Annotated in this window: 15 protein-coding genes; 10 read left to right on the top strand and 5 right to left on the bottom strand. The window is 65.4% G+C overall.

Going from position 1 to position 21,495, the window contains the following annotated elements:
• Positions 1-38: 38 nt before the first annotated feature.
• On the bottom strand, positions 39-1,523 hold the full coding sequence (locus EDD25_RS05180) for an APC family permease (protein ID WP_134172341.1): 1,485 nt from the start codon (positions 1,521-1,523) through the stop codon (positions 39-41).
• 237 nt (positions 1,524-1,760) lie between these two features.
• On the opposite strand from EDD25_RS05180, the gene EDD25_RS05175 reads away from it, so the two are divergent.
• The 3 genes from EDD25_RS05175 to EDD25_RS05165 all read left to right on the top strand — a co-directional run bounded on the left by EDD25_RS05175 (position 1,761) and on the right by EDD25_RS05165 (position 5,074).
• Positions 1,761-3,236 carry an APC family permease gene (locus EDD25_RS05175; protein ID WP_134172340.1) on the top strand — a complete coding sequence of 492 codons (1,476 nt, stop codon included), beginning with the start codon at positions 1,761-1,763 and terminating at the stop codon, positions 3,234-3,236.
• 2 nt (positions 3,237-3,238) lie between these two features.
• Positions 3,239-3,970 carry an IclR family transcriptional regulator gene (locus tag EDD25_RS05170; protein ID WP_198418830.1) on the top strand — a complete coding sequence of 244 codons (732 nt, stop codon included), beginning with the start codon at positions 3,239-3,241 and terminating at the stop codon, positions 3,968-3,970.
• Between the two features lie 117 nt (positions 3,971-4,087).
• A complete protein-coding gene (locus tag EDD25_RS05165) occupies positions 4,088-5,074 on the top strand; it encodes an aldo/keto reductase (RefSeq protein WP_134172338.1) in 987 nt (328 codons plus the stop codon).
• A gap of 9 nt (positions 5,075-5,083) precedes the next feature.
• Here the strand turns inward: EDD25_RS05165 and EDD25_RS05160 are convergent, their stop codons facing one another.
• Both EDD25_RS05160 and EDD25_RS05155 read right to left on the bottom strand, forming a co-directional pair.
• On the bottom strand, positions 5,084-5,908 hold the full coding sequence (locus tag EDD25_RS05160) for an aldo/keto reductase (RefSeq protein WP_134172337.1): 825 nt from the start codon (positions 5,906-5,908) through the stop codon (positions 5,084-5,086).
• Positions 5,909-5,941: 33 nt separating this feature from the next.
• Positions 5,942-7,150 carry an MFS transporter gene (locus EDD25_RS05155; RefSeq protein WP_134172336.1) on the bottom strand — a complete coding sequence of 403 codons (1,209 nt, stop codon included), beginning with the start codon at positions 7,148-7,150 and terminating at the stop codon, positions 5,942-5,944.
• 744 nt (positions 7,151-7,894) lie between these two features.
• On the opposite strand from EDD25_RS05155, the gene EDD25_RS05150 reads away from it, so the two are divergent.
• From EDD25_RS05150 to EDD25_RS05140, 3 genes are read left to right on the top strand one after another with little or no spacing between them, the layout of a single operon-like run.
• Entirely contained in the window at positions 7,895-8,785 is an 891-nt protein-coding gene (locus EDD25_RS05150; protein WP_134172335.1) for an ABC transporter substrate-binding protein, read from the top strand.
• Positions 8,786-8,788: 3 nt separating this feature from the next.
• Complete coding sequence (locus tag EDD25_RS05145) at positions 8,789-9,826, top strand: amino acid ABC transporter permease (RefSeq protein WP_134172334.1); 1,038 nt, start codon at positions 8,789-8,791, stop codon at positions 9,824-9,826.
• Positions 9,823-10,617: an amino acid ABC transporter ATP-binding protein gene (locus EDD25_RS05140; protein WP_277871664.1), complete on the top strand. Its 795-nt coding sequence runs from the start codon at positions 9,823-9,825 to the stop codon at positions 10,615-10,617. The genes EDD25_RS05145 and EDD25_RS05140 overlap by 4 nt, the downstream gene beginning before the upstream one ends.
• A gap of 100 nt (positions 10,618-10,717) precedes the next feature.
• On the opposite strand, the gene EDD25_RS17915 is transcribed toward EDD25_RS05140, so the two are convergent.
• On the bottom strand, positions 10,718-14,845 hold the full coding sequence (locus EDD25_RS17915; RefSeq protein ID WP_134172333.1) for a DUF3418 domain-containing protein: 4,128 nt from the start codon (positions 14,843-14,845) through the stop codon (positions 10,718-10,720).
• A gap of 152 nt (positions 14,846-14,997) precedes the next feature.
• Here EDD25_RS17915 and EDD25_RS05130 point away from each other — a divergent pair, with 152 nt between their 5' ends.
• The 4 genes from EDD25_RS05130 to EDD25_RS05120 all read left to right on the top strand — a co-directional run bounded on the left by EDD25_RS05130 (position 14,998) and on the right by EDD25_RS05120 (position 20,276).
• Positions 14,998-15,831: an aldo/keto reductase gene (locus tag EDD25_RS05130; RefSeq protein ID WP_134172332.1), complete on the top strand. Its 834-nt coding sequence runs from the start codon at positions 14,998-15,000 to the stop codon at positions 15,829-15,831.
• A 393-nt stretch (positions 15,832-16,224) separates the two neighbouring features.
• Entirely contained in the window at positions 16,225-18,120 is a 1,896-nt protein-coding gene (locus EDD25_RS05125; RefSeq protein WP_134172331.1) for a thioredoxin domain-containing protein, read from the top strand.
• Between the two features lie 143 nt (positions 18,121-18,263).
• Positions 18,264-18,410 carry a hypothetical protein gene (locus EDD25_RS17435; RefSeq protein ID WP_166671199.1) on the top strand — a complete coding sequence of 49 codons (147 nt, stop codon included), beginning with the start codon at positions 18,264-18,266 and terminating at the stop codon, positions 18,408-18,410.
• 147 nt (positions 18,411-18,557) lie between these two features.
• On the top strand, positions 18,558-20,276 hold the full coding sequence (locus tag EDD25_RS05120) for a stealth family protein (RefSeq protein ID WP_134172330.1): 1,719 nt from the start codon (positions 18,558-18,560) through the stop codon (positions 20,274-20,276).
• Here EDD25_RS05120 and EDD25_RS05115 read toward each other — a convergent pair.
• Entirely contained in the window at positions 20,203-21,156 is a 954-nt protein-coding gene (locus EDD25_RS05115; RefSeq protein WP_134172329.1) for a phosphodiesterase, read from the bottom strand. The genes EDD25_RS05120 and EDD25_RS05115 overlap by 74 nt on opposite strands.
• Positions 21,157-21,495: the final 339 nt, after the last annotated feature.

Below are 21,495 nucleotides of genomic sequence, written 5' to 3'. Positions count from 1 at the left end.
GCGGATGAGCGAGTGCAGGTGGTCTGGGCGGTTGTCGGCTATCCGCTGATCGCCTCCGTCATGTTGTCGTAGGCAACCCGGTCGGTGCGCTTGAGCACAGCGGCCTGAACGAGGCCGATCGCAGGGAAGAGCACGATGATCCCGAGAAGCACAGCGCTGACCATTCCGAAGGCGGGAGCGCCGTCGGCATTCACATCGCTGACGAGCATCGGAAAGTTCACGGCGATGACGACGGCCGAACCGGCAAGCCCGATCAGCCCGAGTGCCGGAGCAATCTTGGTGTTCCAGATGCGTTTGTCGGTGCCGGTACGGGCGAAGAACACGATCACGGCGAGGCTCGTGATGGCCATCAGGATGGCGATGGCGAGGGTGGCGACGCCGGCGAACCAGGTGAAGACTTCAAGTACCGGGTCGAGGCCGAGCACAGCGAAAATGGCGACGAGTACGGCCGCCGTCGTGGTCTGCACGACCGACGACACGTGGGGGGCGAAGTGCTTGTGGTGCACGGAACCGAGCACGTCGGGGAGCACCTTCGCGTTTGACATGGAGTGCTGGTAGCGGGTGATGACGTTGTGAAACGACAGGACGCAGGCGAACATGCTCGTGATCAGAAGCACGTTCATAATCACCTCGCCGATCGGGCCGAGGAATTTGAGCGTCGTGATCAGGATCATCGCCCCCGGGTCTTCTGCTGCCTGGGCGAGAACACCGCTCGGACCCCACGCCATGACCAGTGACCACGAGGCAAGAGTATAGAAGACGCCGATACCGATCACGGCGATGTACGTGGCGCGGGGAATCGTGCGCGCCGGGTCCTTGGCCTCGTCGCGAAAGATTGCGGTCGCTTCGAAGCCGATGAAAGCGGCGATGGCGAACATCAGGCCGATGCCGGGCGAACCGGACAGTACGTTGTTTGGCTCGAATGGAGCGAGCGAGAGCCCCTCAGGGCCACCCGAAAAAGTCACGGCGGCAACCAGGGCCAGAACAATCGCGACCTCGGCGACCAAAAGCACCCCGAGAACCTTCGAGCTCAGATCGATGTGACGGTACCCGAGAATACCGACCAGCAGAATCGTTGCGAGGGAGTACAGATACCAGGGCAGATCGGGGCCGCCCAGCCCTGTCACGGTGACCGAGAGAATGTAGCCGACGTAGCCGTGCACCGAGACCTGGATGGCGGTGTAGGTGAGCAGGGCAAGAAATGCCGTGGCGAGGCCGGCCGGTCGCCCCAGACCGTAGCCGACAAAGGTGAAGAATGCGCCCGGCTTCGGAACATGCCGGGTCATCGCCGAGAGGCCGACAGCGAACAGAAACAGCACGACTGCTGAGATTGCGTACATCGCCGGAAAACCAACACCGTTGCCGAGCAGAATGCCCAGCGGGGCGGCTCCACCGACAACGGTGAGCGGCGCGGCGGCGGCGACCACCATCATGACAATGGCTGCGGTGCCGAGCGATCCGGTCAGCGACCGTTCGGCGGCGGGGGAGTCCGCGCGGGTGGGGGCTTGTGACAAAGCGGTCATAGCATCTCCGAGGTTCAGGGTGCGGGGAACAGGTTGAACTCATCCTGCCGAGCCGCTGTTGCGTCGCCATCTCAGCGCGGTAAAACCTCTGCGCCGCCTACTGAGACACCACAGTCTTCGGTGTCTCAGTTGGCTGCACACGTTCGAAACATGACGGAATCAGACACGCAATGCGACGCGGCTACTGTGAGTGGTACCCGCTCCCGTGCGGGGACCGCGATGGGCAGGTGTGGCTGGATGACTGCACTCGCGCGGGCGATTCAAGACCCCGAGCGCGTGACGGGGTTTGGTTCTCGCTCACCGGTTTACGGTCTTGATCGTCGGAGTGTCGGCTTTCTGGATGTCTTCGCGCAGTCGGTTTCGGCCGTCGCGCCATCGGCGGCCGCCACGACGATTCCCCTGCTCATCGCCTCTACCGGCGGTGCCCCCGTGTGGGCACTGGCCGGAGCGATGCTGCTGTCACTGCTCGTGGCCACCACGGTCAACCAGTTCACCCGGAGGGTCGCATCGACCGGGTCCCTCTATACCGTTGTCTCCCGCGGCCTCGGGCGCACGGCATCCTTCGTCACCGGTCTCGCGTTACTCGTGGGCTATGGCTTCATCGCGATGTTCGCGCTCGCCGGGGCCGGCTACTACCTGCAGATCTTGGTCGGCCGATTGTGGCCGAACCTGGCTGAATCGCATTTTTTCGTCGCCGGCATCGTCGTCGGAATGGCCGGGCTGTGCCTCCTCGTGTTACGGCGCGGCATCCGTCTCTCCAGCCGGGTGACACTCGTGATCGAATCATTCTCGGTCGTGATCATTCTGTTTCTGATCGGCGCGCTGCTTTACCAGGTCGGCCCGGGCATCGACTGGTCCGTGTTGAGCCTCGGTGAAACGTCACCGGGAATGTTCGCGGTGGGTTCCGCTCTCGCTCTCACCGCCTTCGTTGGTTTCGAGAGCGCCTCAACACTCGGTGCTGAAGCGCGACGGCCACTCGCCCACATTCCACGCGCGATCCTGCGCACGGTGATCGCGTCGGGCCTGCTCTACCTGGTGGCCTCGTTCAGTCAGCTCGTTGGCTTTGCGGCCCTCGGACGTGACCTCCAATCGAGTGGTTCTCCGGTGAACGACCTGGCGGCGGCCTTCGGCATCGACGGCATCGGGCTCCTGCTCGACGTCAGTATTGCGACCTCGTTCTTTGCCTGCGCCCTGGCTTCGATCACCGCCCTGACACGGGTGATTTTCTCGATGGGGCGTGAGGGGATGCTGCCCAGCGCGTTCGGACGCACCCACCCCCGGTTCCGCACGCCCGTGGTCGCCCTCGTCGCGGTGGTGCCGCTGCTGAGCGGCGTTCTCGTCGGTGCCATCTGGCTCGCTGGAAGTGTGTGGCATGCGATGGAGATTCTGCTCGTCGTTGCGGCGGGCGGCTATATCGTCGCGTACATTCTGGCAAGCATTGCAGCAGTCGTGTTCCTGTGGCGGATCGGAGAGCTGACGGTCGGTCCGTGCCTGCGCGCTGGTGCCGCCGTCCTCTTGCTGACAGTGGTACTCGTCACCTTTCTCGTCGTTGAGTTGGCGACGGAGCGCCGGGCGGGCGTCTGGGTCTTTATCGGGGTAATGATGTTCGGCGGGGCGCTTTTTGCCGTGCGGCACGGCGGCCGGCCGTGGCGGCGGCACACGGTGGGACTCTACGATGAGCCGGTTGGGGCCGACGTACTCGGCGGATCGTGATCGTGCGGCCTGAATCGCTGGGGCTGCATCCTCGGCAACCGAAAGCCATCCACAATGCCTTAACCGTTCTCGAAGAAGTGGCGCGTTGCGGGGCCGGGGTCACCGCTCGGCAGATTTCCGATAACCTCACTCTGGCCCGCGCGACCGCATATCGCTTGCTGAACGTGCTCGTGGAAGACGAATACCTCGTACGCACCCCCGACCTGAGCGGTTTTGCCCTGGGTCGCAGGGTCGTCGAATTCGCCCGGCTCGTGACCCCGACCGTTTCTCTTCCGCCCGAGGCCGTGCGGGTGATCATGGAGCGGCTGCGCGGTGGAATACGCGGGGGAATCCACCTCGTGCGTTATGAGAACGACTGCGTGCGCATTATCGACGGTGACCCGGATTTTCCACCGAGCGATCAGGCGCACCATTCGGGCAGTATGCCGGCCTCGGCCATGGGGCGGCTGCTCTTGTTTGAACGCGATCGATGCCGAGCGACTCCGGCTCGTGGCTCTCGCGATGAGTGGGGCGGACCGGAAGCGCTCGCCGAAATCGCCGAACTCGGCTACGCACGTCAGAGTGACGGGATGCGCGTGGGCTACACGTGCATCGCAGTGCCGATACGGGACAGCGCGGGGCTGCTCATCGGCGGGCTGTGTGGCTCGGCACCGCACTCGCGCATCCAACAACCGGTCGACCTCGTCGCGTTACTGCATGGCGGCGCCCTCGAGTTGACTCCGCTGCTGGCCTGACTCTCGCCGGGCACGTCTCACTAGCGCGGCATCTTCAGCATGCGGCGACTCGTGATGGCCCGAAACCGCAGAAAATTACTGCAGCGCCGACGGACACGGTCCGAATAGGCTTGAGTCATGCACACACGAATTCTGGGACGAACCGGTCGTGAAGTATCCGTCATCGGCCTCGGCACCTGGCAGTTGGGCGGGGATTGGGGCGCGGTAGCGGATGCCGATGCGCTCGGCGTGCTTGCGGCATCCGTTGACGCCGGTGTCACCTTTTTCGATACGGCCGATGTCTACGGCGACGGGCGCAGTGAACGCCTGATCGGGCATTTTCTTGCCACCGACGCACCGGGTGACGAGGTTACCGTGGCCACCAAGATGGGTCGGCGCCTCGATCAGGTGCCGGAAAACTACGTGCTCGCGAACTTTCGCGAGTGGACCGACCGATCGCGCCGCAACCTCGGCACTGACACCCTCGACCTCGTGCAGTTGCACTGCCCGCCGTCGGCCGTGATCGCATCCGACGAGGTGTACGACGCCCTCGATACGCTCGTTGCCGAGCAGGTCATCGCCGGCTACGGCGTGAGCGTTGAGACCTGCGAGCAGGCGCTTGCCGCCATCAAGCGGCCCGGGGTCGCTACGGTCCAGATCATTTTGAATGCCTTCCGGCTCAAACCGCTTGACGCCGTCGTCCCGGCCGCGCGCGAGGCTGGCGTTGGCATCATTGCCCGGGTGCCGCTTGCGAGCGGACTCCTCACCGGCACGTACACCGAGGCGACGGTGTTCCCCGAATCTGACCACCGCAACTTCAACCGTGATGGAAGTCACTTCGACGTGGGGGAGACGTTCTCCGGCGTGGACTTCGAGGTGGGGCTACAGGCGGCCACCGAGTTCGCGGCGCTCGCGCCGGTCGGGAGCACGGCCGCCCAGGCCGCGCTCGCGTGGGTGGCGCAGATCGACGGCGTGAGTGCCGTCATCCCGGGTGCCCGCTCGGTGGCACAAGCGCTGGGAAACGCCGCCGTCGGGGTCGCCGAGCCGCTCGCTCACGAGTTCAACGAGGGCGTTCAAGACATCTATGACCGCCTGCTGCGCGAGGCGATCCACCCGCGCTGGTAGTTTTCGGGCCTAGTCGAGCAGATCCGGGTCTTTCCCGGTGCGTTCGCCGGAATCGAACGCGGCAATCGCGGCGAGATCGTCCGCATCGAGCGCGAAGTCGAACACGTTGAGGTTGTCGCGAATGCGCTGCGGCGTCACCGACTTGGGAATGACCACGTTGCCCAGCTCGAGATGCCAGCGAATCACGACCTGAGCGGCCGACTTTCCATACTTCGCGCCGATGCGATCGAGGGTGTCGTTGCCGACGGCACGGCCGCGGGCCAGCGGCGACCAGGCCTCGGTCAGGATGCCGTGGGCCGCGTCATAGCTGCGCACGTCCGCCTGCGGCAGCCACGGGTGCAACTCCACCTGGTTGATCACCGGCACGACCTCGGTCTCGGCAAGCAGCCGGTCAAGGTGGTGGGTGTGAAAATTGGAGACGCCGATGGAGCGTGCGCGCCCGTCGGCGCGGAGGGTTTCGAGCGCCCAGTAGGTGTCGATATAGCGGTCCTGCCGGGGAGCGGGCCAATGGATGAGGTACAGGTCCACGTAGTCCAGGCCGAGTTTGTCCAGGCTCTCGTCGAAGGCGCGCAGCGTCTCGTCGTAGCCGTGGCGGTCGTTCCAGACCTTTGTCGTCACGAACACGTCGTCGCGGGGGAGCCCCGCCCGGGCAATGCCCTGCCCCACGCCAACTTCGTTCTCATAGAGCGCTGCCGTGTCCACGTGCCGGTACCCGGCCTCAAGGGCGACCCGCACCGTGTCCGCGGCGAGGTCATCGGCGACCTTGTACACGCCGAGTCCCAGCTGCGGGATTGAACGGCCATCGTTGAGCGTCAGGAGCGGGGAAGAGGTCATCCTCTATCGTCGCAGGTTACCCGGGTCGGAACGCTAGGAGACCTGAACCTGGATCGGTTCGGTGTCGGGGATCGGGCTCGGGTCCCGGCCGCGCAGATCGGGGTGCCAGCGGCGCCCGAGCGCCGGGATAACGCAGCCCACGCCCGCGAAACCAGCGGCGAGAAATATCGCCGCGGCGGCTCCGGACTGATCGATTGCGAAGCCGGCGAAGGCCGAACCCATGGCGGCTCCGATCAGCTGGCCGGTGCCGATCCAGCCGTAGGCCTCCGCCGTGTCGCTGAACTTCACGCTCGCCGAGACGATTCCAAACAGCACCGCGAAGGCGGGGGCGACGCCGATTCCGGCGAGCAGCAGGGTGCCGGCGAGCCAGCCGAAATTCAGCCACAGGCCGGCGAGGCCCATGCCAAGGGTCACGATGAGCATGCGGCTCGCGAGTGCCCACGGGCCGATCGGCAGGTGCCCGAGTGCGAGTCCACCGATGAGCGAACCCACGCCGAAGATGCAGAGAATCCAACCCGAGTTGATGCTGCCGTGCCCGAATGCGGCCACGATGCCCGCCTCCAGGGCCGCGCACGCGGCCACGAGCATGAACCCCACGACGGTGCTCAGCAGAACGGCAGGCCGTTTGAGTACGACGCCGAGCTTGCGTCGGCTGCGGGGGACGCGAACGCGTCCGACTTCGGGCAGCACGAGGAACCAGATGCCGCCACCGATGAGGAAGACGGCCGCGAGCAGGATCCCGGCGACGGTGCTCACCTGAATGGCGACGAACGTGGCGATCACCGGGCCGAGTACCCAGATGATCTCCTGCGCCGAAGCATCCAGCGAGAAGAGTGGCGTCAGCTGGCGGGAGTTGACAATTTTGGGGTAGATGGTGCGCACCGCCGGCTGGATGGGCGGGGTTGCGAGACCAGACACGAGGCCGATGATCATCAGGAGGGGAATACCCATGGGCACGACGGCCATGGCAATGATCGAGATGGCGCAGACGACGAGCGTCACGATGATCACCGGGCGAATACCCCAGCGACCCATGAGCCGGCTGGTGAGCGGGCCGGCGACGGCCTGGCCGATGCTCATGGCGCCGAGTACCAGTCCGGCGGCCGTGTAGGAGTCAAACAGTCGCTCGATGTGAATGAGGAAGGCGAGGGAGAGCATCCCGAACGGGAATCGAGCTGTCAGCTGGGCGCCGATCAGGCGGGCCACGCCCGGCGTTTTCAGAAGACTTATGTAGCTGCTCACCACCTGAGTCTAAGCGGGTAGCCGCCCGGTTCGCGGGCGCAGACGCGATGGCGTTTCCCCGGGCGAACGATTGCCCCGTCGCGGCATCCCACTGCCTCAGCCCGGTCATTCGCAGGTCACGCTCGCCGTGCCTTCGAGCGGAACGGATACCGCCACTGGCACGCTGTCGCCCGGCTGCGAGCTCACCTGGCTACCTCGCAGCACAGCACCGCACGGGACGTTCCTCGACGCGGGCACACGCGCCCGGGTCGCCCGAAACCGGGACAGCATCGCGCGCACGGCCGACAGTATCCCCGCCCGCCAGCCTGCCGCTCACGGGGGGTCGTCAGTACCACGCGACCTGCTGTCCGCAGCGGTCGCGGACTACCCGGAGCGCACGTCGCCGGCGACGGAGATCGCGGCGAAGAACGCACGTTTACGCGTGGAAACGTGCGTTTCAGTCGAAAACTGCATCGTTTCCAGAGGGAGAAGTGGGGAAAGGGGCAAAGAGTGTCAAAATGAGGCGGTACGGCATCGTGATGTGCGTGGGCAGATCACGCTCCTCTACGGTGCGGTCAAATCCGTCTGTTCTTCATGAAACGCTCAAATTTGCGCAACACATTCGTCATGACGCTTCAAAATGGGTGTATACCCGCTCCTGACGCACGAAATCGCCGTACAGCGGTGTTATAGGCTCGTCCCTGTCGCATCTTGTCACGGCTTCAATGACGAAACCCATCTCCAGATCACAACGAAGGACTCCTAATGCGTGCCAGATACGTAATCCCGGCTTTTGCTGCCGTGGCCGCCCTCCTGCTCACCGGTTGTGTTGACAACTCGACGCCGAGCGCCGGCGGATCAACGGAGGCCGCGACCGTCGCTCCCGACGCCGCCGCCGTTGCGCTGCTGCCCGCCGACATCAAGAGCTCAGGCACCCTTCGGATCGGAACGGACGCGGCCTACCCGCCCAACGAGTTCAAGGATGATGCCGGCGCGCCCATCGGCTGGGGCATTGACCTCGCCAATGCCATTGCCGGCAAGCTGGGCCTCGAACCGAAGTACCAGATCGCCGACTTCGACAACATCATCCCCAGCATCACCGGAGGCACCGTCGACATTGGCGAGTCGTCGTTCACCGACAATCTGGAGCGCGAGAAGCAGGTTGACTTCGTCAACTACTTCAACGCCGGAATCCTGTGGGCGGCCAAGGCCGGCAGTGATGTCGACCCCAATAATGCCTGTGGCCTCACCGTTGCCGTGCAGTCGAACACGGTGGAAGACACCGACGAGCTGCCCGCCAAGAATGCGGCCTGCGCCGCGGCCGGTAAGCCCGCCATCGACGTCTTGCCCTACACCTCACAGGACGAGGCGACCAACGCCGTCGTTCTGGGCAAAGCGGATGCGCTCAGTGCCGACTCCCCGGTGACGCTCTACGCCATCTCCAAGACCGAGGGCAAGCTGGAGGCTGCTGGAGAGAGCTTCGATGTTGCCCCCTATGGCATCGTGGTCAACAAGGATTCTGAGCTGACCAAGGCCGTGCAGGCCGCGCTACAGTCCATGGTCGATGACGGTTCGTACGCCAAGATCCTTGACGCCTGGGGCGTCACCGACGGCGGCCTCGACACCATCACGATCAACGCCGCGGCCAACGGCTAATCGATGTCTGACACAGTCGTGAACCGTTCGGCGGGGACCCCGCCGAACGGCGCAGAACCTACGCCCGGAATCAAGGCGATCCGCCTTCGGCATCCGTGGCGAAACGTCTTCGCCGTCGTCCTGCTGCTACTCGTGGCCCTCTTCGTGATCGACGCGGCGCAGCGGCCCGCCTACGACTGGCCGTCCGTCGGCAAGTTCCTGTTCGACCAGCGCATCTCGCAGGCCGCATTCGTCACCCTGCAGCTCACCGTCTACAGCATGGTGATCGCCATCATCCTGGGTGTGACCCTCGCGGTGATGCGCCTCTCGCCGAACCCCGTCGTGAATAGCATCGCCTGGATATACCTCTGGGTCTTCCGCGGTACCCCGGTCTACGTGCAACTCACGTTCTGGGGCCTGGTTGGAACGATTTACCAGACCATTGACATTGGCCTGCCGTTCACGGAACCGTGGGCGTCGTACCCCACCCGGGTCGCGATGAGTGCTTTTGTGCTCGCCATCATCGGACTGGCGCTCAACGAAGCGGCCTACATGGCGGAGATCGTGCGCGCTGGCCTGCTGGCTGTCGACAGCGGCCAGGAAGAAGCCGCGACCGCCCTCGGCATGAGCTGGGCGCAGACCATGACACGCGTTGTCATTCCGCAGTCGATGCGCGTCATCATTCCCCCCGCCGGCAACGAAGTCATTTCGATGCTCAAGACCACGTCGCTCGTGACGGCCATTCCGTTCACGCTTGAGCTGTACACGCGATCGCGGGACATATCGGCGGTCACGTTCAACCCGGTTCCGCTACTCATTGTGGCGTCGATCTGGTACCTGTTCTTCACCTCGATCCTCATGGTCGGTCAGTATTTCCTGGAGAAGCGCTTCGCGCGCGGCATCGGGGACCGGCGTCCCGATCGCAAGGCAGATGAGGCCACGGGCGCCCTCACCGGAATAGTGCCGGTCGTCGGTGGCGGACAGGCAACAGTGGTCCTCCCGCCGAAGATGCCAGAGAACCCGCCCAACAACAACAACAACAACAACGGAGACGTGCGATGACCGCCACGGCAGGGCCACCATCGACCGAAGACGTTCCCATGGTGGTCGCCGAGGCGGTCTCCAAGAGCTTCGGCTCGAACGAGGTGCTCAAGAGCATTTCGCTCGAGGTGAAGCGGGGCGAGGTGATGTGCCTCGTCGGGCCGAGTGGTTCGGGCAAGTCCACGTTCCTGCGCTGCATCAACCATCTGGAGGTGGTGTCAGCGGGTCGGCTCAGCGTCGACGGTGAACTCATCGGGTACACGGAGAGCAGGGGCAAGCTCTACGAGATGCATCCGAAGGCCGCCGCGCTGCAGCGTCGCAACATCGGCATGGTCTTCCAGCGTTTCAACCTGTTTCCGCACATGACCGCGCTGCAGAACGTGATGGAGGCGCCGATTCGGGTCAAGGGCCTGAACAAGGCCGCCGTTGAGACCAATGCGCGTGCCCTGTTGGCACGGGTCGGTCTGGCCAACCGTGCCGACTACTACCCGGCGCACCTGTCCGGCGGGCAGCAGCAGCGGGTGGCGATTGCCCGGGCGCTCGCCATGCAGCCCAAGCTCATGCTCTTCGATGAGCCAACCAGTGCGCTCGACCCCGAGCTCGTCGGTGAGGTTCTTGACGTGATGCAGAACCTCGCTCGTGAGGGCATGACCATGATCGTGGTCACCCACGAGATGGGCTTTGCCAAAGAGGTCGCCGACTCGCTCGTGTTCATGGACGGCGGCGTGGTCGTGGAATCCGGTGACCCCACCGAGGTGCTCAGTAACCCGCAGCACGCCCGCACGCAGGCGTTCCTCTCCAAGGTGCTCTAACCCCGAGGGGCGTCGCCACGCCCGTTCTCGGTGGTCGCTACGCCGCTTACCGTAGCGGCCACCGATTTTGGGGGCGCGGGCGGCGTGGAGTGGGCGCAGGTCAGCCGGCGAGGACCTTCTGGATGCGCTGCAGCGACACGGACTCGGCGGCCCTGAGCTCCTGGGCGAACAGGCTGATGCGCAGCTCCTCGATCATCCACCGGGCCCGCACGAGGTGCGCCGCGGCATCCGGGGCCAGCGGCATGGCGCCGCCGGCCTTCTCGAACCGGGTCGTGGCCGCCTGGGCCTCATTCATCCAGACCCGGTCGCGGCCTGGGTTGTCGACGAGCTTCGGGATGCGCGCGCTGATGCCGCCAAGATACCGCGGCAGGTGGCGCAACTGGGCGAGCCCGGTCTGGCTCACGAAGCCCGGGTAGACGAGCGCCGCGAGCTGCCCGCGCCCATCACTGATGCCCGGCAGCAGCGCCATGCTCGTGGCGGCCTTGAGGGCCTTGTCGGCGGTGCGACTCGCGGCGAGAATACGGGCGACGAGGCCGACCGTCTCAAACATCGAATCCATCACGACGCCCGAGACCCGATCGCGAATAGTGGTGAACTCGGCCTTCATGAAGACCTGGCCGTCGGGGCGCACCCGGTAGAGGACGTCGTCGATCGCAGCGGAGAGGCAATCCTCGAACAGTGCCGGCGTGTTCTTGTACGGGCTCGTCGCGAGGCTGAGTTTCTCGGTGGCGGTGAGATGCTGCTGCACATACGCCGACGGGGACGGCGTTGCGAGGAGCAGCAGGCGTCGCACGCCACGAGGCAGCGCCCTGGCCTGCTCGATCTCGGTGCTCATCATGCGGATGGAGACCGAGTCACCGTCATCAATCAGCGTCGGGTACCCCCGAATCGTGGTGTCGCCCTGCTTCGTGTCCAGGAATCGGGGCAGTTCCACGAAGTCCCACGTGGTGAGGCCCTGGCGTTCGATGGCATTCGACGGCGTCGCCGCGCTCGTGGCTTTGGCGACGCTCTCGCGCACCCGCGTGCCCAGCCGGCGCTGCAGATCGCCGAGGTCCTTGTCGGCAGCGACGGTGCGCCCGCGCTCGTCGGTGATTACGAACGTCACTCGCAGGTGCGAGGGAACCCGGTCGAGTTCAAAGTCCCGCTCGGTGACGGGAACGTAGGTGAGCTTCTGGATGAGTGCCGCGAGCGTTGCGGTGAACGTCGTGTCGGGAACCTCGGTCGGCAGGGTCTGCACGATTCCTGGCTGCGGCGGCAGCTCGGCGAGCAACCGAGCCGCCCAGTCCGCTGCGGGCACCACATTGCGACGAATGTTCTTGGGGAGCGACTTGAGCAGTGCCGTCACGAGTTCCGCCCGCAACCCGGGCACCTGCCAGTCGAAGCCATTCGGCGAGAGCCGCGCGAGCAGCGCCAGAGGAAGGCGCACGGTCACGCCGTCATCTTCCGCGCCCGGTTCGAAGCGATAGCCGAGGGAGAGCCGCTGGTCGCCCTGCTGCCAGCTCGGGGGAAAGAGGCCCTCGTCGATTTCGGGGGAGTCGTCGGCCACGAGCGCATCCGCGGTCATGGTGAGCAGCTGCGGGGTCTCGAGCCGGGCCTTGCGCCACCAGCCCTCGAAGCTCTTCGTCGAGGAGACGTCGGCGGGAATGCGCCGCTGGTAGAACTCGAACACGGCCTCGTCGTCGAAGAGGATATCGCGGCGGCGGGTGCGTTCCTCAAGCTCGGCGAGCTCCGCGCGCAGCTGCGCGTTGGCGCGTTCGAAGGCCCACATTCCGGGGTCGCCGGTCTGCCCCGGCCTGCCGCCCCGGGCAGCGGCAGCGGCGCCCTGGCCGCGGCCGGCGGATGCTACGCCGCCGTCGACCGAAATGCCCACGCGTTCGTTGCGCGAGGGTCCGCGTCCTCCACGGTCCGCCTCGGACTCGACAGGCTCGACCAGCGAGGAGGAGGGGCGAGCGCCGGACGCGCGGTCCCACTCGCCCTCGACGAGCGCGTGCCGGATGAACAGCTCGCGAGCGTACGCGGGGTCGATGCGCGAGAACTGCACGCGGCGGCGTGCCACGATCGGCACGCCGTACAGAGTGACGCGCTCGTAGACCACAGCCGCGCCCTGCTTCATCTCCCAGTGCGGCTCGGAGTAGCTGCGCTTGCAGAGGTCCCCTGCGAGCGGTTCGGCCCACGTGGGATCGACGACCGCGTTCATGCGTGCGAACAGCCGGCTGGTCTCCACGAGCTCGGCACTCATCACGGCCTGTGGTTGCTTTTTGGCGAGGGTCGACCCGGGGAACAGCACGAAGCGCTGCTGCCGGGCGCCCACGTAATCCTTCTTGGCGACGTCTTTCAACCCGATGTGGGAGAGCAGGCCGGCCAGTAGCGAGCGATGCACCCCGTCGGGGTTCGTGCTCGGGTCCCCGAGGTGCAGGCCGAGGGGTTTGGCGAGTTGGCGCAGCTGGCGCAGCACGTCCTGCCACTCGCGTACCCGCAGGTAGTTCAGATATTCGTTCTTGCAGAGGCGACGGAACGCGCTCGACCCGAGCTCGCTCTGCTGCTTCTCAAGATAGTTCCAGAGGTTGAGCAGCGTGAGGAAGTCGCTCGTGGGGTCGGCGAAGCGCGCGTGAAGCTGGTCGGCCTGGGCTCGTCGTTCGAGTGGCCGCTCGCGCGGGTCCTGAATGGTGAGGCCGGCCACGATGGCCATCACCTCGCGGCTCGTGCCCTGCTTCTTCGACTCGATCACCATGCGGCCGAATCGCGGGTCGATCGGGAGCTGCGCGAGCTGTTGGCCGATGCGCGTCAGGCGCGGCCCGGCATCAGCTTTCGGTGTCACCGTCGGCGTCACGGCCGCAGCCTCAAGCGCTGGCCCTCCGGAAGCAGTCTGGCCCCTGGCGTCGTCGCGGCGACCGCGTGAGCTCTTGGTGCGCCCGGCACCGGATGCCTCGACTGCGCCGAGCTCGGCGAGCAGGTCGAGGCCGTCCTTGATATTGCGTGAGTCCGGTGGCGTGAGGAACGGGAACGAGGCGATGTCGCCGAGGCCCAGCGAAATCATCTGCAGAATCACGGCGGCGAGGTTGGTGCGGAGAATCTCCGGCTCGGTATATTCCGGTCGGCGCGTGAAGTCTTCTTCGGAATATAACCGAATGGCAATGCCATCGCTCGTGCGCCCACTTCGACCGGACCGCTGGTTGCCGGAGGCCTGCGAGATTGCTTCGATGGGCAGCCGCTGCACCTTCGATCGCACGCTGTAGCGGCTGATGCGGGCCGTTCCGGCATCGATCACATAGCGGATGCCCGGAACCGTCAGGCTGGTCTCCGCCACGTTCGTCGCGAGCACGATGCGGCGCCGCACCCCGGCCACCTTCGACGGCTGGAAGACCTTGTGCTGATCGCTTGAGGACAGACGGCCATACAGCGGCAGCACCTCGGTGGGATTCGTCGAGGCGCTCGAGGCAAACTTGCCCTGCAGAGCATCCGCTGCATCGCGGATCTCGGTCTCTCCACTGAGGAAGACGAGCACGTCGCCGCTCGACTCACGTTCGAGTTCGTCGAGGGCCGCGGTGATGCCTTCGATGTAATCGCGGTCGACGCTCGGGGCGGCATCCGTCGTGTCGTCATCGTCGTCGACTCCGGGTTCCGCCACGAGGGGGCGGTAGCGGATCTCCACCGGGAACGTTCGACCGGACACCTCGACGACGGGTGCGGGAGTGCCGTCGGCGGCGGCGAAATGTTTCGCAAAACTCGCCGGGTCGATCGTGGCCGAGGTGATGATGAGCTTGAGGTCGGGGCGTTTGGGTAGCAGCTGGCGCAGGTAACCGAGCAGAAAGTCGATGTTGAGGCTGCGCTCGTGCGCCTCGTCAATGATGATCGTGTCGTACTTGCGCAGCATGCGGTCGCGGTGGATCTCGTTGAGCAGGATCCCATCGGTCATGAGCTTGACGCGGGTATCGGGGCCAACGTGGTCGGTGAACCGCACCTGGTAGCCGACGATGCCGCCCACCTCCTGGCCCAGTTCCTCGGCGATGCGCTCGGCGATCGTGCGTGCGGCGAGGCGACGTGGCTGGGTGTGGCCGATGTTCTTGCGGCCGAGCTCGAGGCAGATCTTGGGCAGCTGGGTGGTTTTGCCCGAGCCTGTGGCGCCGGCAACGATGACCACCTGGTTGTCACGGATGGCGCGGGCGATATCGTCGCGGCGCTGGCTGACCGGCAGTTCGGGCGGGAAGGTGATCTCAACGTTTTCCATGGATCTCCTATCGTACTTCGCCGCGGTCGGGCGCTCCTGTACCGAAGGCGGTTTGGCGGTGCGGGCGACCTTGTCGGGCCAGTTTCCTGCAGCCCTGGGGCACGCGGCCCGGTCTGCAGGCAGTGATCAGCGCTCAGCCTTAGGCTGTGGGCATGACGAAGCCAGCAGCCACCCTCACTCTTAATGACGGTCACACGATTCCGCAGCTCGGTTTTGGCGTGTTCAAGGTCGATCCGGGAGAGACGACCCGAATCGTTCGGGACGCCCTTGATGTGGGCTACCGCCACATCGACACGGCCGCGATCTACGGCAACGAGGAGGGCGTGGGCAAGGCCATCGCCGAATCCGGAATCGCCCGCGACGAGCTCTTCATCACGACGAAGCTGTGGAATGACCGCCAGGGCACCGAGTCGGCGTTCGCTGCCTTCGAGGAGAGCCTCGAAAAGCTCGGCCTCGACTACGTTGACCTGTACCTGATTCATTGGCCGGCACCGGCGAATGACAAGTTCCTGGAGAGCTGGAAGGCTCTCGAGAAGATTCGCGAGAGCGAGCGTTCCCGCTCCATCGGGGTCTCGAACTTTCTCGTGCCGCACCTCGATCGCGTGCTCACCGAGACCGACATTGTGCCCGTCGTCAACCAGATCGAGCTGCACCCCGCCCACCAGCAGCGTGAGGTGACCGCGTTCGCGCGCGAAAACGGGATCCACATCGAGGCCTGGGGGCCGCTCGGGCAGGGCAAGTACCCGCTCTTTGAGGCGCAGGTGATCGCGGAGGCCGCAGAGGAGCACGGTAAGTCGCCCGCACAGGTTGTGATTCGGTGGCACCTGCAGACGGGGAACATTTTGTTCCCGAAGTCGAACCGGCGCGAACGCATGATCGAGAACCTGGACGTGTTCGACTTTGAGCTCTCGCCCACGGAGATTTCCATGATCTCCGCCCTGGAGCGTGCGGGTCGCGTCTCGTCGCACCCGAACGACGTCAACTAGCCCCCGGCAACGGCTCGCCGCACCAGAGCGGCCCGAACGGACAAAGATGGCCGGCGCCCCAGCCGCTGACGTGCGTTCGGGCAACTCTTGTAGCGGACGCGGTGCCGGCAGGGCATAGGTTGGAGGCGCGCACGGTTGTACGCGGCAGCGTCTGAGTGTGCCTGGCGGCGGGGCCGGATGATTCTGATCGAGTGGTTGTTTGACGCGCAACGCCACATCGGCACCCCAACCCGGTGAACCTCCTCGGTCAGGCCGGGCCATTACGCAGCCGCCGTTCTCTTCCTGTTCTATGGCGCGTTCACGATCATCGGGTTCATCGTGTGGTGCAGCGACGAACCCGGCCGGTCCTCGGCGCGACGTAGCCCGATTCCCATGTGGCGAGCACAATGGAGTATGCCGAACCGACTCGTTGACGCCATTAGTCCCTATCTGCGCTCCCATGCCGAGAACCCGGTGGACTGGCACGGCTGGGGCGCCGAGGCGTTCACCGAGGCTCGCAACCGCGACCTGCCGGTGCTCGTGTCGATCGGCTACTCCACGTGCCACTGGTGTCACGTCATGGCGCGCGAGAGCTTCAGCGACCCGGATCTCGCCGGCTACCTCAACGACAACTTCGTGAGCATCAAGGTCGACCGCGAGGAACACCCCGACGTTGACGCGAGCTATCTCGCCGCCGCGAGCGCCTTCGTGCAGGGCCTGGGCTGGCCGCTCAACGTGTTCGTCACCCCCGACGGCAAGGCCTTCCACGCCGGAACCTACTTTCCCCCGAGGCCCATGCTCGGCAACCCGTCCTTTCGTGAGGTGCTTGAAGCCGTAACGGATGCCTGGACCACGCGTCGGCGTGAGGTCGAAGCGGGAGCGTCCCGTGTGGCGGAGGCCCTCGCGGAGTCGTCGGTTCAGCTGCGCGCACAGAGCGACCTGCCCGATGCCGGCGCCCTTGAGGTGATGGTTTCCGAGATCAGCGCCATGGAAGACGTGCAGTTCGGCGGGTTCGGCACCGCTCCAAAATTTCCGGTGGCACCCGCCCTCGGCTTTCTCCTTGACCGCGTCGACGGCCAGCAGCTCGCCCTGCGCACGCTCAAACGCCTCGGTGCCTCACCCCTTCGTGACCCGATTGAGGGCGGGTTCTTCCGCTACGCCGTGAACCGGGACTGGAGCGAGCCGCACTATGAGCGGATGCTCTACGACAACGCCCAATTGCTCGATCACTACACCCAGGCGTGGAAGCTGACCGGAGAGCCATGGGCGCGGCTCGTCGCTGAGGGCGTGGGGCGCTTTCTCGTGCAGGTGATGCAACTGCCCGGCGGCGGTTTTGCGAGCGCCCAGGATTCCGAGAGCACCGTGAAGGGTCAGCGAGTGGAGGGCGGGTACTACACGCTTGACGTGGACGCGCGCCGCGCCGAGACCCCGCCAGCCCTCGACGACAAGGTGCTCACCGGATGGAACGGTCTCGCGATCGGCGCCCTCGCGCGAGCCGGTTTTGCTTTCGGCGAGAGCGGGGCGGAAATGCTCGGCGCCGCCCGGCGCGCGGCGGACTACCTCCAGCACCGGCACGTGCGCGCAGACGGAACCCTCGTGCGGGCGTCGATCGGTAGCCGTACCTCGGTGGCCGAGGCCACGCTGGAGGACTACGGAATGTATTCGCGGGGCCTCCTGGAACTGGCCCTGTCAACCGGAGACGTCAGTTATGCCGTGACGGCCCGCAGCCTGCTGGACAGCACCCTGCGCCGGCCCAGCGACAAGGTTGTCGACACCGAGGACAGCGAGGTCTTTCGAGCTCCCAACGGTGCCGACCCGGTGCTCGAAGCCCAGGGGCTCGCGATCGCCCTCGATCCGTCAGAGGGCGCATACCCCTCCGGGCTCACCGCCACGGCCGGAGCGGCCAATATCTTGTACCTGCTGACCGCCGAACCGCGGTACCGTGCGGGTGCCGAAGCCGCCATGAGCCACGTGGCGGCCCTCGTCCCTGACCGGCCGCTCGCTTTCGGTGCGACCCTGCGGCTCTTCAACACCCTCACCGAGGCGACCGAACAGCTCGTGGTCGTCTCGCCCACGGAGAGCACACCTAAAACACCGACGGAACTGGTCGAAGCCGCCCGGCGGCATCCGGCCGCACTCGTCGCATCCGTCACCGAGCAGCAGGCGCAGGCCTTCGCCAACGCCGGGTTTGAACTCTTCGCCGGTCGAACAGCCATGGGGTCGCGGCCGAGGGCCTACCTGTGCCTCGATTTCGTGTGCCTGCTTCCGGTCACAGACGCGGCGGCGCTCGGCGGGCCGGGAGCCAGCTGAACCGCGGCGGCGATCGCCGAGCCTTTCTACGGTGGAAATTTCCTCGCCAGCACGCTCCGGAGCACGCCCCTTCCCTGGGCGGGTTCCACCGCAGCCCGCATGGTTACGCACGACGTTTTGACCGTCGTCCGGCCGGACTGACCATGCTCAACCTTGCCCACAAACTCGTCACTCTCATGGTCATGGCGCTCATCCTCGGGCTCTTTGGCATCAGCGCCGCCGGACTCGGCGGCCGTGGGGGAGCGGCCACACAGCCGGCCACACAGTCGGGGACCGCCGACACCGCATAGAATTGAGCCAGCGCCACCGCGTTTGACCCGCCGCTTCGTCCTCAATGTCTCCCACCGGGTCGCTGAGCGGGCCGCTATATCGGACGCACTCCCTGAGGCCAGCGCTTGGTCGCCTCACCCGGGGTCGTCCACTTTTCGAGGAGGAACATGGCGACAATCGACTTTCCGGACGCTCAGCCCGCTGGCGTTCCGAACAACGACTTCACAAACACCGATTCCGGTCTCATCCCGGCCCCGGTCCTCAGTGCGGAGCCAGAGCTCGTCCTGGTGACACCGGATGCCCGCACTCGCCGTTTCGACCGCGACGACCTGGTTGTGCGTAAGGGAGAATTTGCCCTGATCAACGGTCATTTCACCCCGCACGAGTCCATGGTGAAAGACCTCGTCGCCGTGCACGATGCCCTCAAGGCCGCGGGCATCGACTTTCTGCTCGTTCGTGGGGACCACGATCGCCCGGTGATCGCGGTGGACCGCAAACGCCGCAAGGAAATCACCGGCGTGTTGGCCATGGCCTTCGACAACGAGCCGTTCTACGCCAAACCCCTCAACGGCAACCAGACCATGCCCCTGCTGCTCGCCGACGGTGTGTTGTCGACGATGCGCAAATCCACCGTTTTTCGCGTCTACCGACCCCGGATCGAACCGATCGGGCGATTGCGCTACGGCGCAGAAACGGCATTCCAGCTTGAACTCTGGCGTTTCGGCGACGAGGAGATCATCGCGCCGGTCGAGAACGCGCTCATGCGCACCCGGTTGCCACGCGCAGAGGCCCGCGAGACCACGATCGATCTCTACGGACGCACCTGGCTGACGCTGCAGAACATGTTCGATGACCTCGCGAGCGACGTGAGTTTCGATATCGACCTCGTCTTCTCGTGGGTCGACGGCTCCTCCGACGAATTCCAGCGCGAGCGCGCCAAGCGCATGCAGTCCTACGTCGTGGGGGAGGGCGACGACTCGGACGCCCGCTTCCGCCAGATCGACGAACTCAAGTACGCGCTGCGCAGCGTCTACATGTTCGCGCCTTGGATCCGGCGCATCTTCATCGCCACGGATTCGCCCGCGCCGGTGTGGCTCGCCGATCACCCGCGCGTCACGATCATGCGCAGCGAAGACTTCTTCGTGGACACGAGCGTGCTGCCCATCCATAACTCGCACGCCGTGGAGAGCCAGCTGCACCACATTCCGGGGCTCGCGGAGCACTTCCTGTATTCCAACGACGATATGTTCTTCGGACGGCCCGTGGGACCCGAGATGTTCTTCTCCCCGGGCGGCATCACCAAGTTCGTGGAAGCGTCAACGCGCATCGGCCTCGGAGAAAACGACCCGACGCGCAGCGGTTTCGAGAACGCCGCACGGGTGAACCGTGCGCTGCTGCACCAGCGCTTTGGCAAGGTCACCACGCGTCACCTGGAGCACACGCCGGCGCCCATGCGCAAGAGCGTGCTTCTCGAACTTGAGAAGGAGTTTCCGGAGGACTTCGCCCGCACGGCGGCGAGCCGTTTCCGTTCGGCCACGGACATCTCGGTGACCAACTCCCTCTATCACTACTACGCGCTCATGACCGGTCGTGCCGTGGAGCAGACGCAGGCCCGATCTCTCTACATTGAGACGACGCTTCGGGTGGCATTGCGTCAGATGAACCGGTTGCGCAAGCGCCGCGACCAGGACATGTTCTGCCTCAACGACGGCAGTAATCCCGAGATCACGGCGGACGTGCGTCGCGCGGCCGTGACTGTCTTCCTCGACCGGTACTTTCCGATCGTGGCTCCGTGGGAGCGTTCGACGTCGTTTACGAGCTCAGAACCGGGATCGGCGTGGTCATTGGCGGCTCGTGCCATGCAGGCGAAGTTCCCGACGGGGTAATGGCGATCTCGGACGCCTGCAGCCGACGGGCGGTCTCCGCCGCGTCGATGTGCTCGAGCGTGGGGAATGTGCCGAGCGGTACGACCGAGTGAAGCACGGTGTCCGGGAAGACATGAACCAGATTGAACGCCCGGGCACCATCGCGACCAAGGGTCCCGCCCACCGGAACATTGAGATCCTGCGTGTAGCAGGTAGCGGATGCCACAGAAACGGGGATTCCTGCAAACGTCGCCGTCGACGAGTAGTGCAGGTGGCCGGCGATAATGCTGCGCACATCGGTGTTGCGAAGCACGCGGGCAAGCGGCTGCTGGTCGCGCAGCTCCACGGCCACCGCGAGGTCCAACACGCTCGGTACGGGCGGATGGTGCAGGGCCAGGATGGTGCCGTCCGGAGCAGGAACGCTCAGCTCGTGTGCCAACCAGTCGAGCTGTTCGGGTGACACCTCGCCGTAATGGTGGCCGGGTACGGTCGTGTCGAGTGTGATCAGCCGCAGACCGTTGAGCTCATAGACGTGGTCGACGGGGCCCTCGAAGGGACTTTCGCTCGGCGCCTTATCGAAGAGTCCCTCGCGGAAGGCCGCGCGGTCGTCGTGGTTGCCCATCACCCAGATGACACGGGCACCCATGCGCTCGGCGACCGGTTCGACCATCTCCCGCAGGCGTGCGTACGCACCGGGTTCACCCTTGTCGGTGAGGTCGCCCGTGAACACAATTGCCTCTGGCCGGGCTCCGGAGGCCTCGACCTCGCGGAACAGCTCGGCGAGGTGCGCTTCAACATCCACACTCCCATAGAGGCGGCCACCCCCCGCCAGCAGGTGGGTATCACTCAGGTGTAACAGGAAATGGTCCGGCCGAGGATATTCGGCCGTTCGAATGTTCACGGAGCTTCCATTCGTTCTGAGGTACGCACTCTGAGCGCGCGCACTCACTTTTCTCACTCTATTCGATCAGACCCAGGTGAATGTTGGGTGTACGCCACGCAATTGTTTGGTATCTGTTCGGGTACGGCACGGCACGAGACTCATTCCGGCCCGTTGCCGCACTGCACAGGAGCGCGCTGAAAACGAAGCCGACGGTGAGGTGGGACAGCGCTGGAAACGCACCGCCGCCCGCAGGGCGACCTCCCGTGCCGGCTCGCCCGTCGCTAGGACGCTGCTGATTAATCTGGGGTATTAAGGCGCGCCTGCTCGGGTTTGCGGGCCGATGATTAAGACTTGATT

Origin of the sequence: Cryobacterium psychrophilum (assembly GCF_004365915.1) — a bacterium.
In the GTDB taxonomy this organism is placed as follows: Bacteria; Actinomycetota; Actinomycetes; order Actinomycetales; family Microbacteriaceae; genus Cryobacterium; species Cryobacterium psychrophilum.
Note: the sequence above shows the minus strand (reverse complement) of the source record. Positions and strands in the feature narration are given on the sequence as shown.

What these genes read in the sequence shown, in the direction of transcription:
- EDD25_RS05180 (WP_134172341.1), bottom strand. Translation starts at nt 1,523, where the DNA reads ATGACCGCTTTGTCACAAGCCCCCACCCGCGCGGACTCCCCCGCCGCC.
- EDD25_RS05175 (WP_134172340.1), top strand. Translation starts at nt 1,761, where the DNA reads ATGACTGCACTCGCGCGGGCGATTCAAGACCCCGAGCGCGTGACGGGG.
- EDD25_RS05165 (WP_134172338.1), top strand. Translation starts at nt 4,088, where the DNA reads ATGCACACACGAATTCTGGGACGAACCGGTCGTGAAGTATCCGTCATC.
- EDD25_RS05160 (WP_134172337.1), bottom strand. Translation starts at nt 5,908, where the DNA reads ATGACCTCTTCCCCGCTCCTGACGCTCAACGATGGCCGTTCAATCCCG.
- EDD25_RS05150 (WP_134172335.1), top strand. Translation starts at nt 7,895, where the DNA reads ATGCGTGCCAGATACGTAATCCCGGCTTTTGCTGCCGTGGCCGCCCTC.
- EDD25_RS05145 (WP_134172334.1), top strand. Translation starts at nt 8,789, where the DNA reads ATGTCTGACACAGTCGTGAACCGTTCGGCGGGGACCCCGCCGAACGGC.
- EDD25_RS05140 (WP_277871664.1), top strand. Translation starts at nt 9,823, where the DNA reads ATGACCGCCACGGCAGGGCCACCATCGACCGAAGACGTTCCCATGGTG.
- EDD25_RS17915 (WP_134172333.1), bottom strand. Translation starts at nt 14,845, where the DNA reads ATGGAAAACGTTGAGATCACCTTCCCGCCCGAACTGCCGGTCAGCCAG.
- EDD25_RS05130 (WP_134172332.1), top strand. Translation starts at nt 14,998, where the DNA reads ATGACGAAGCCAGCAGCCACCCTCACTCTTAATGACGGTCACACGATT.
- EDD25_RS05125 (WP_134172331.1), top strand. Translation starts at nt 16,225, where the DNA reads ATGCCGAACCGACTCGTTGACGCCATTAGTCCCTATCTGCGCTCCCAT.
- EDD25_RS17435 (WP_166671199.1), top strand. Translation starts at nt 18,264, where the DNA reads ATGCTCAACCTTGCCCACAAACTCGTCACTCTCATGGTCATGGCGCTC.
- EDD25_RS05120 (WP_134172330.1), top strand. Translation starts at nt 18,558, where the DNA reads ATGGCGACAATCGACTTTCCGGACGCTCAGCCCGCTGGCGTTCCGAAC.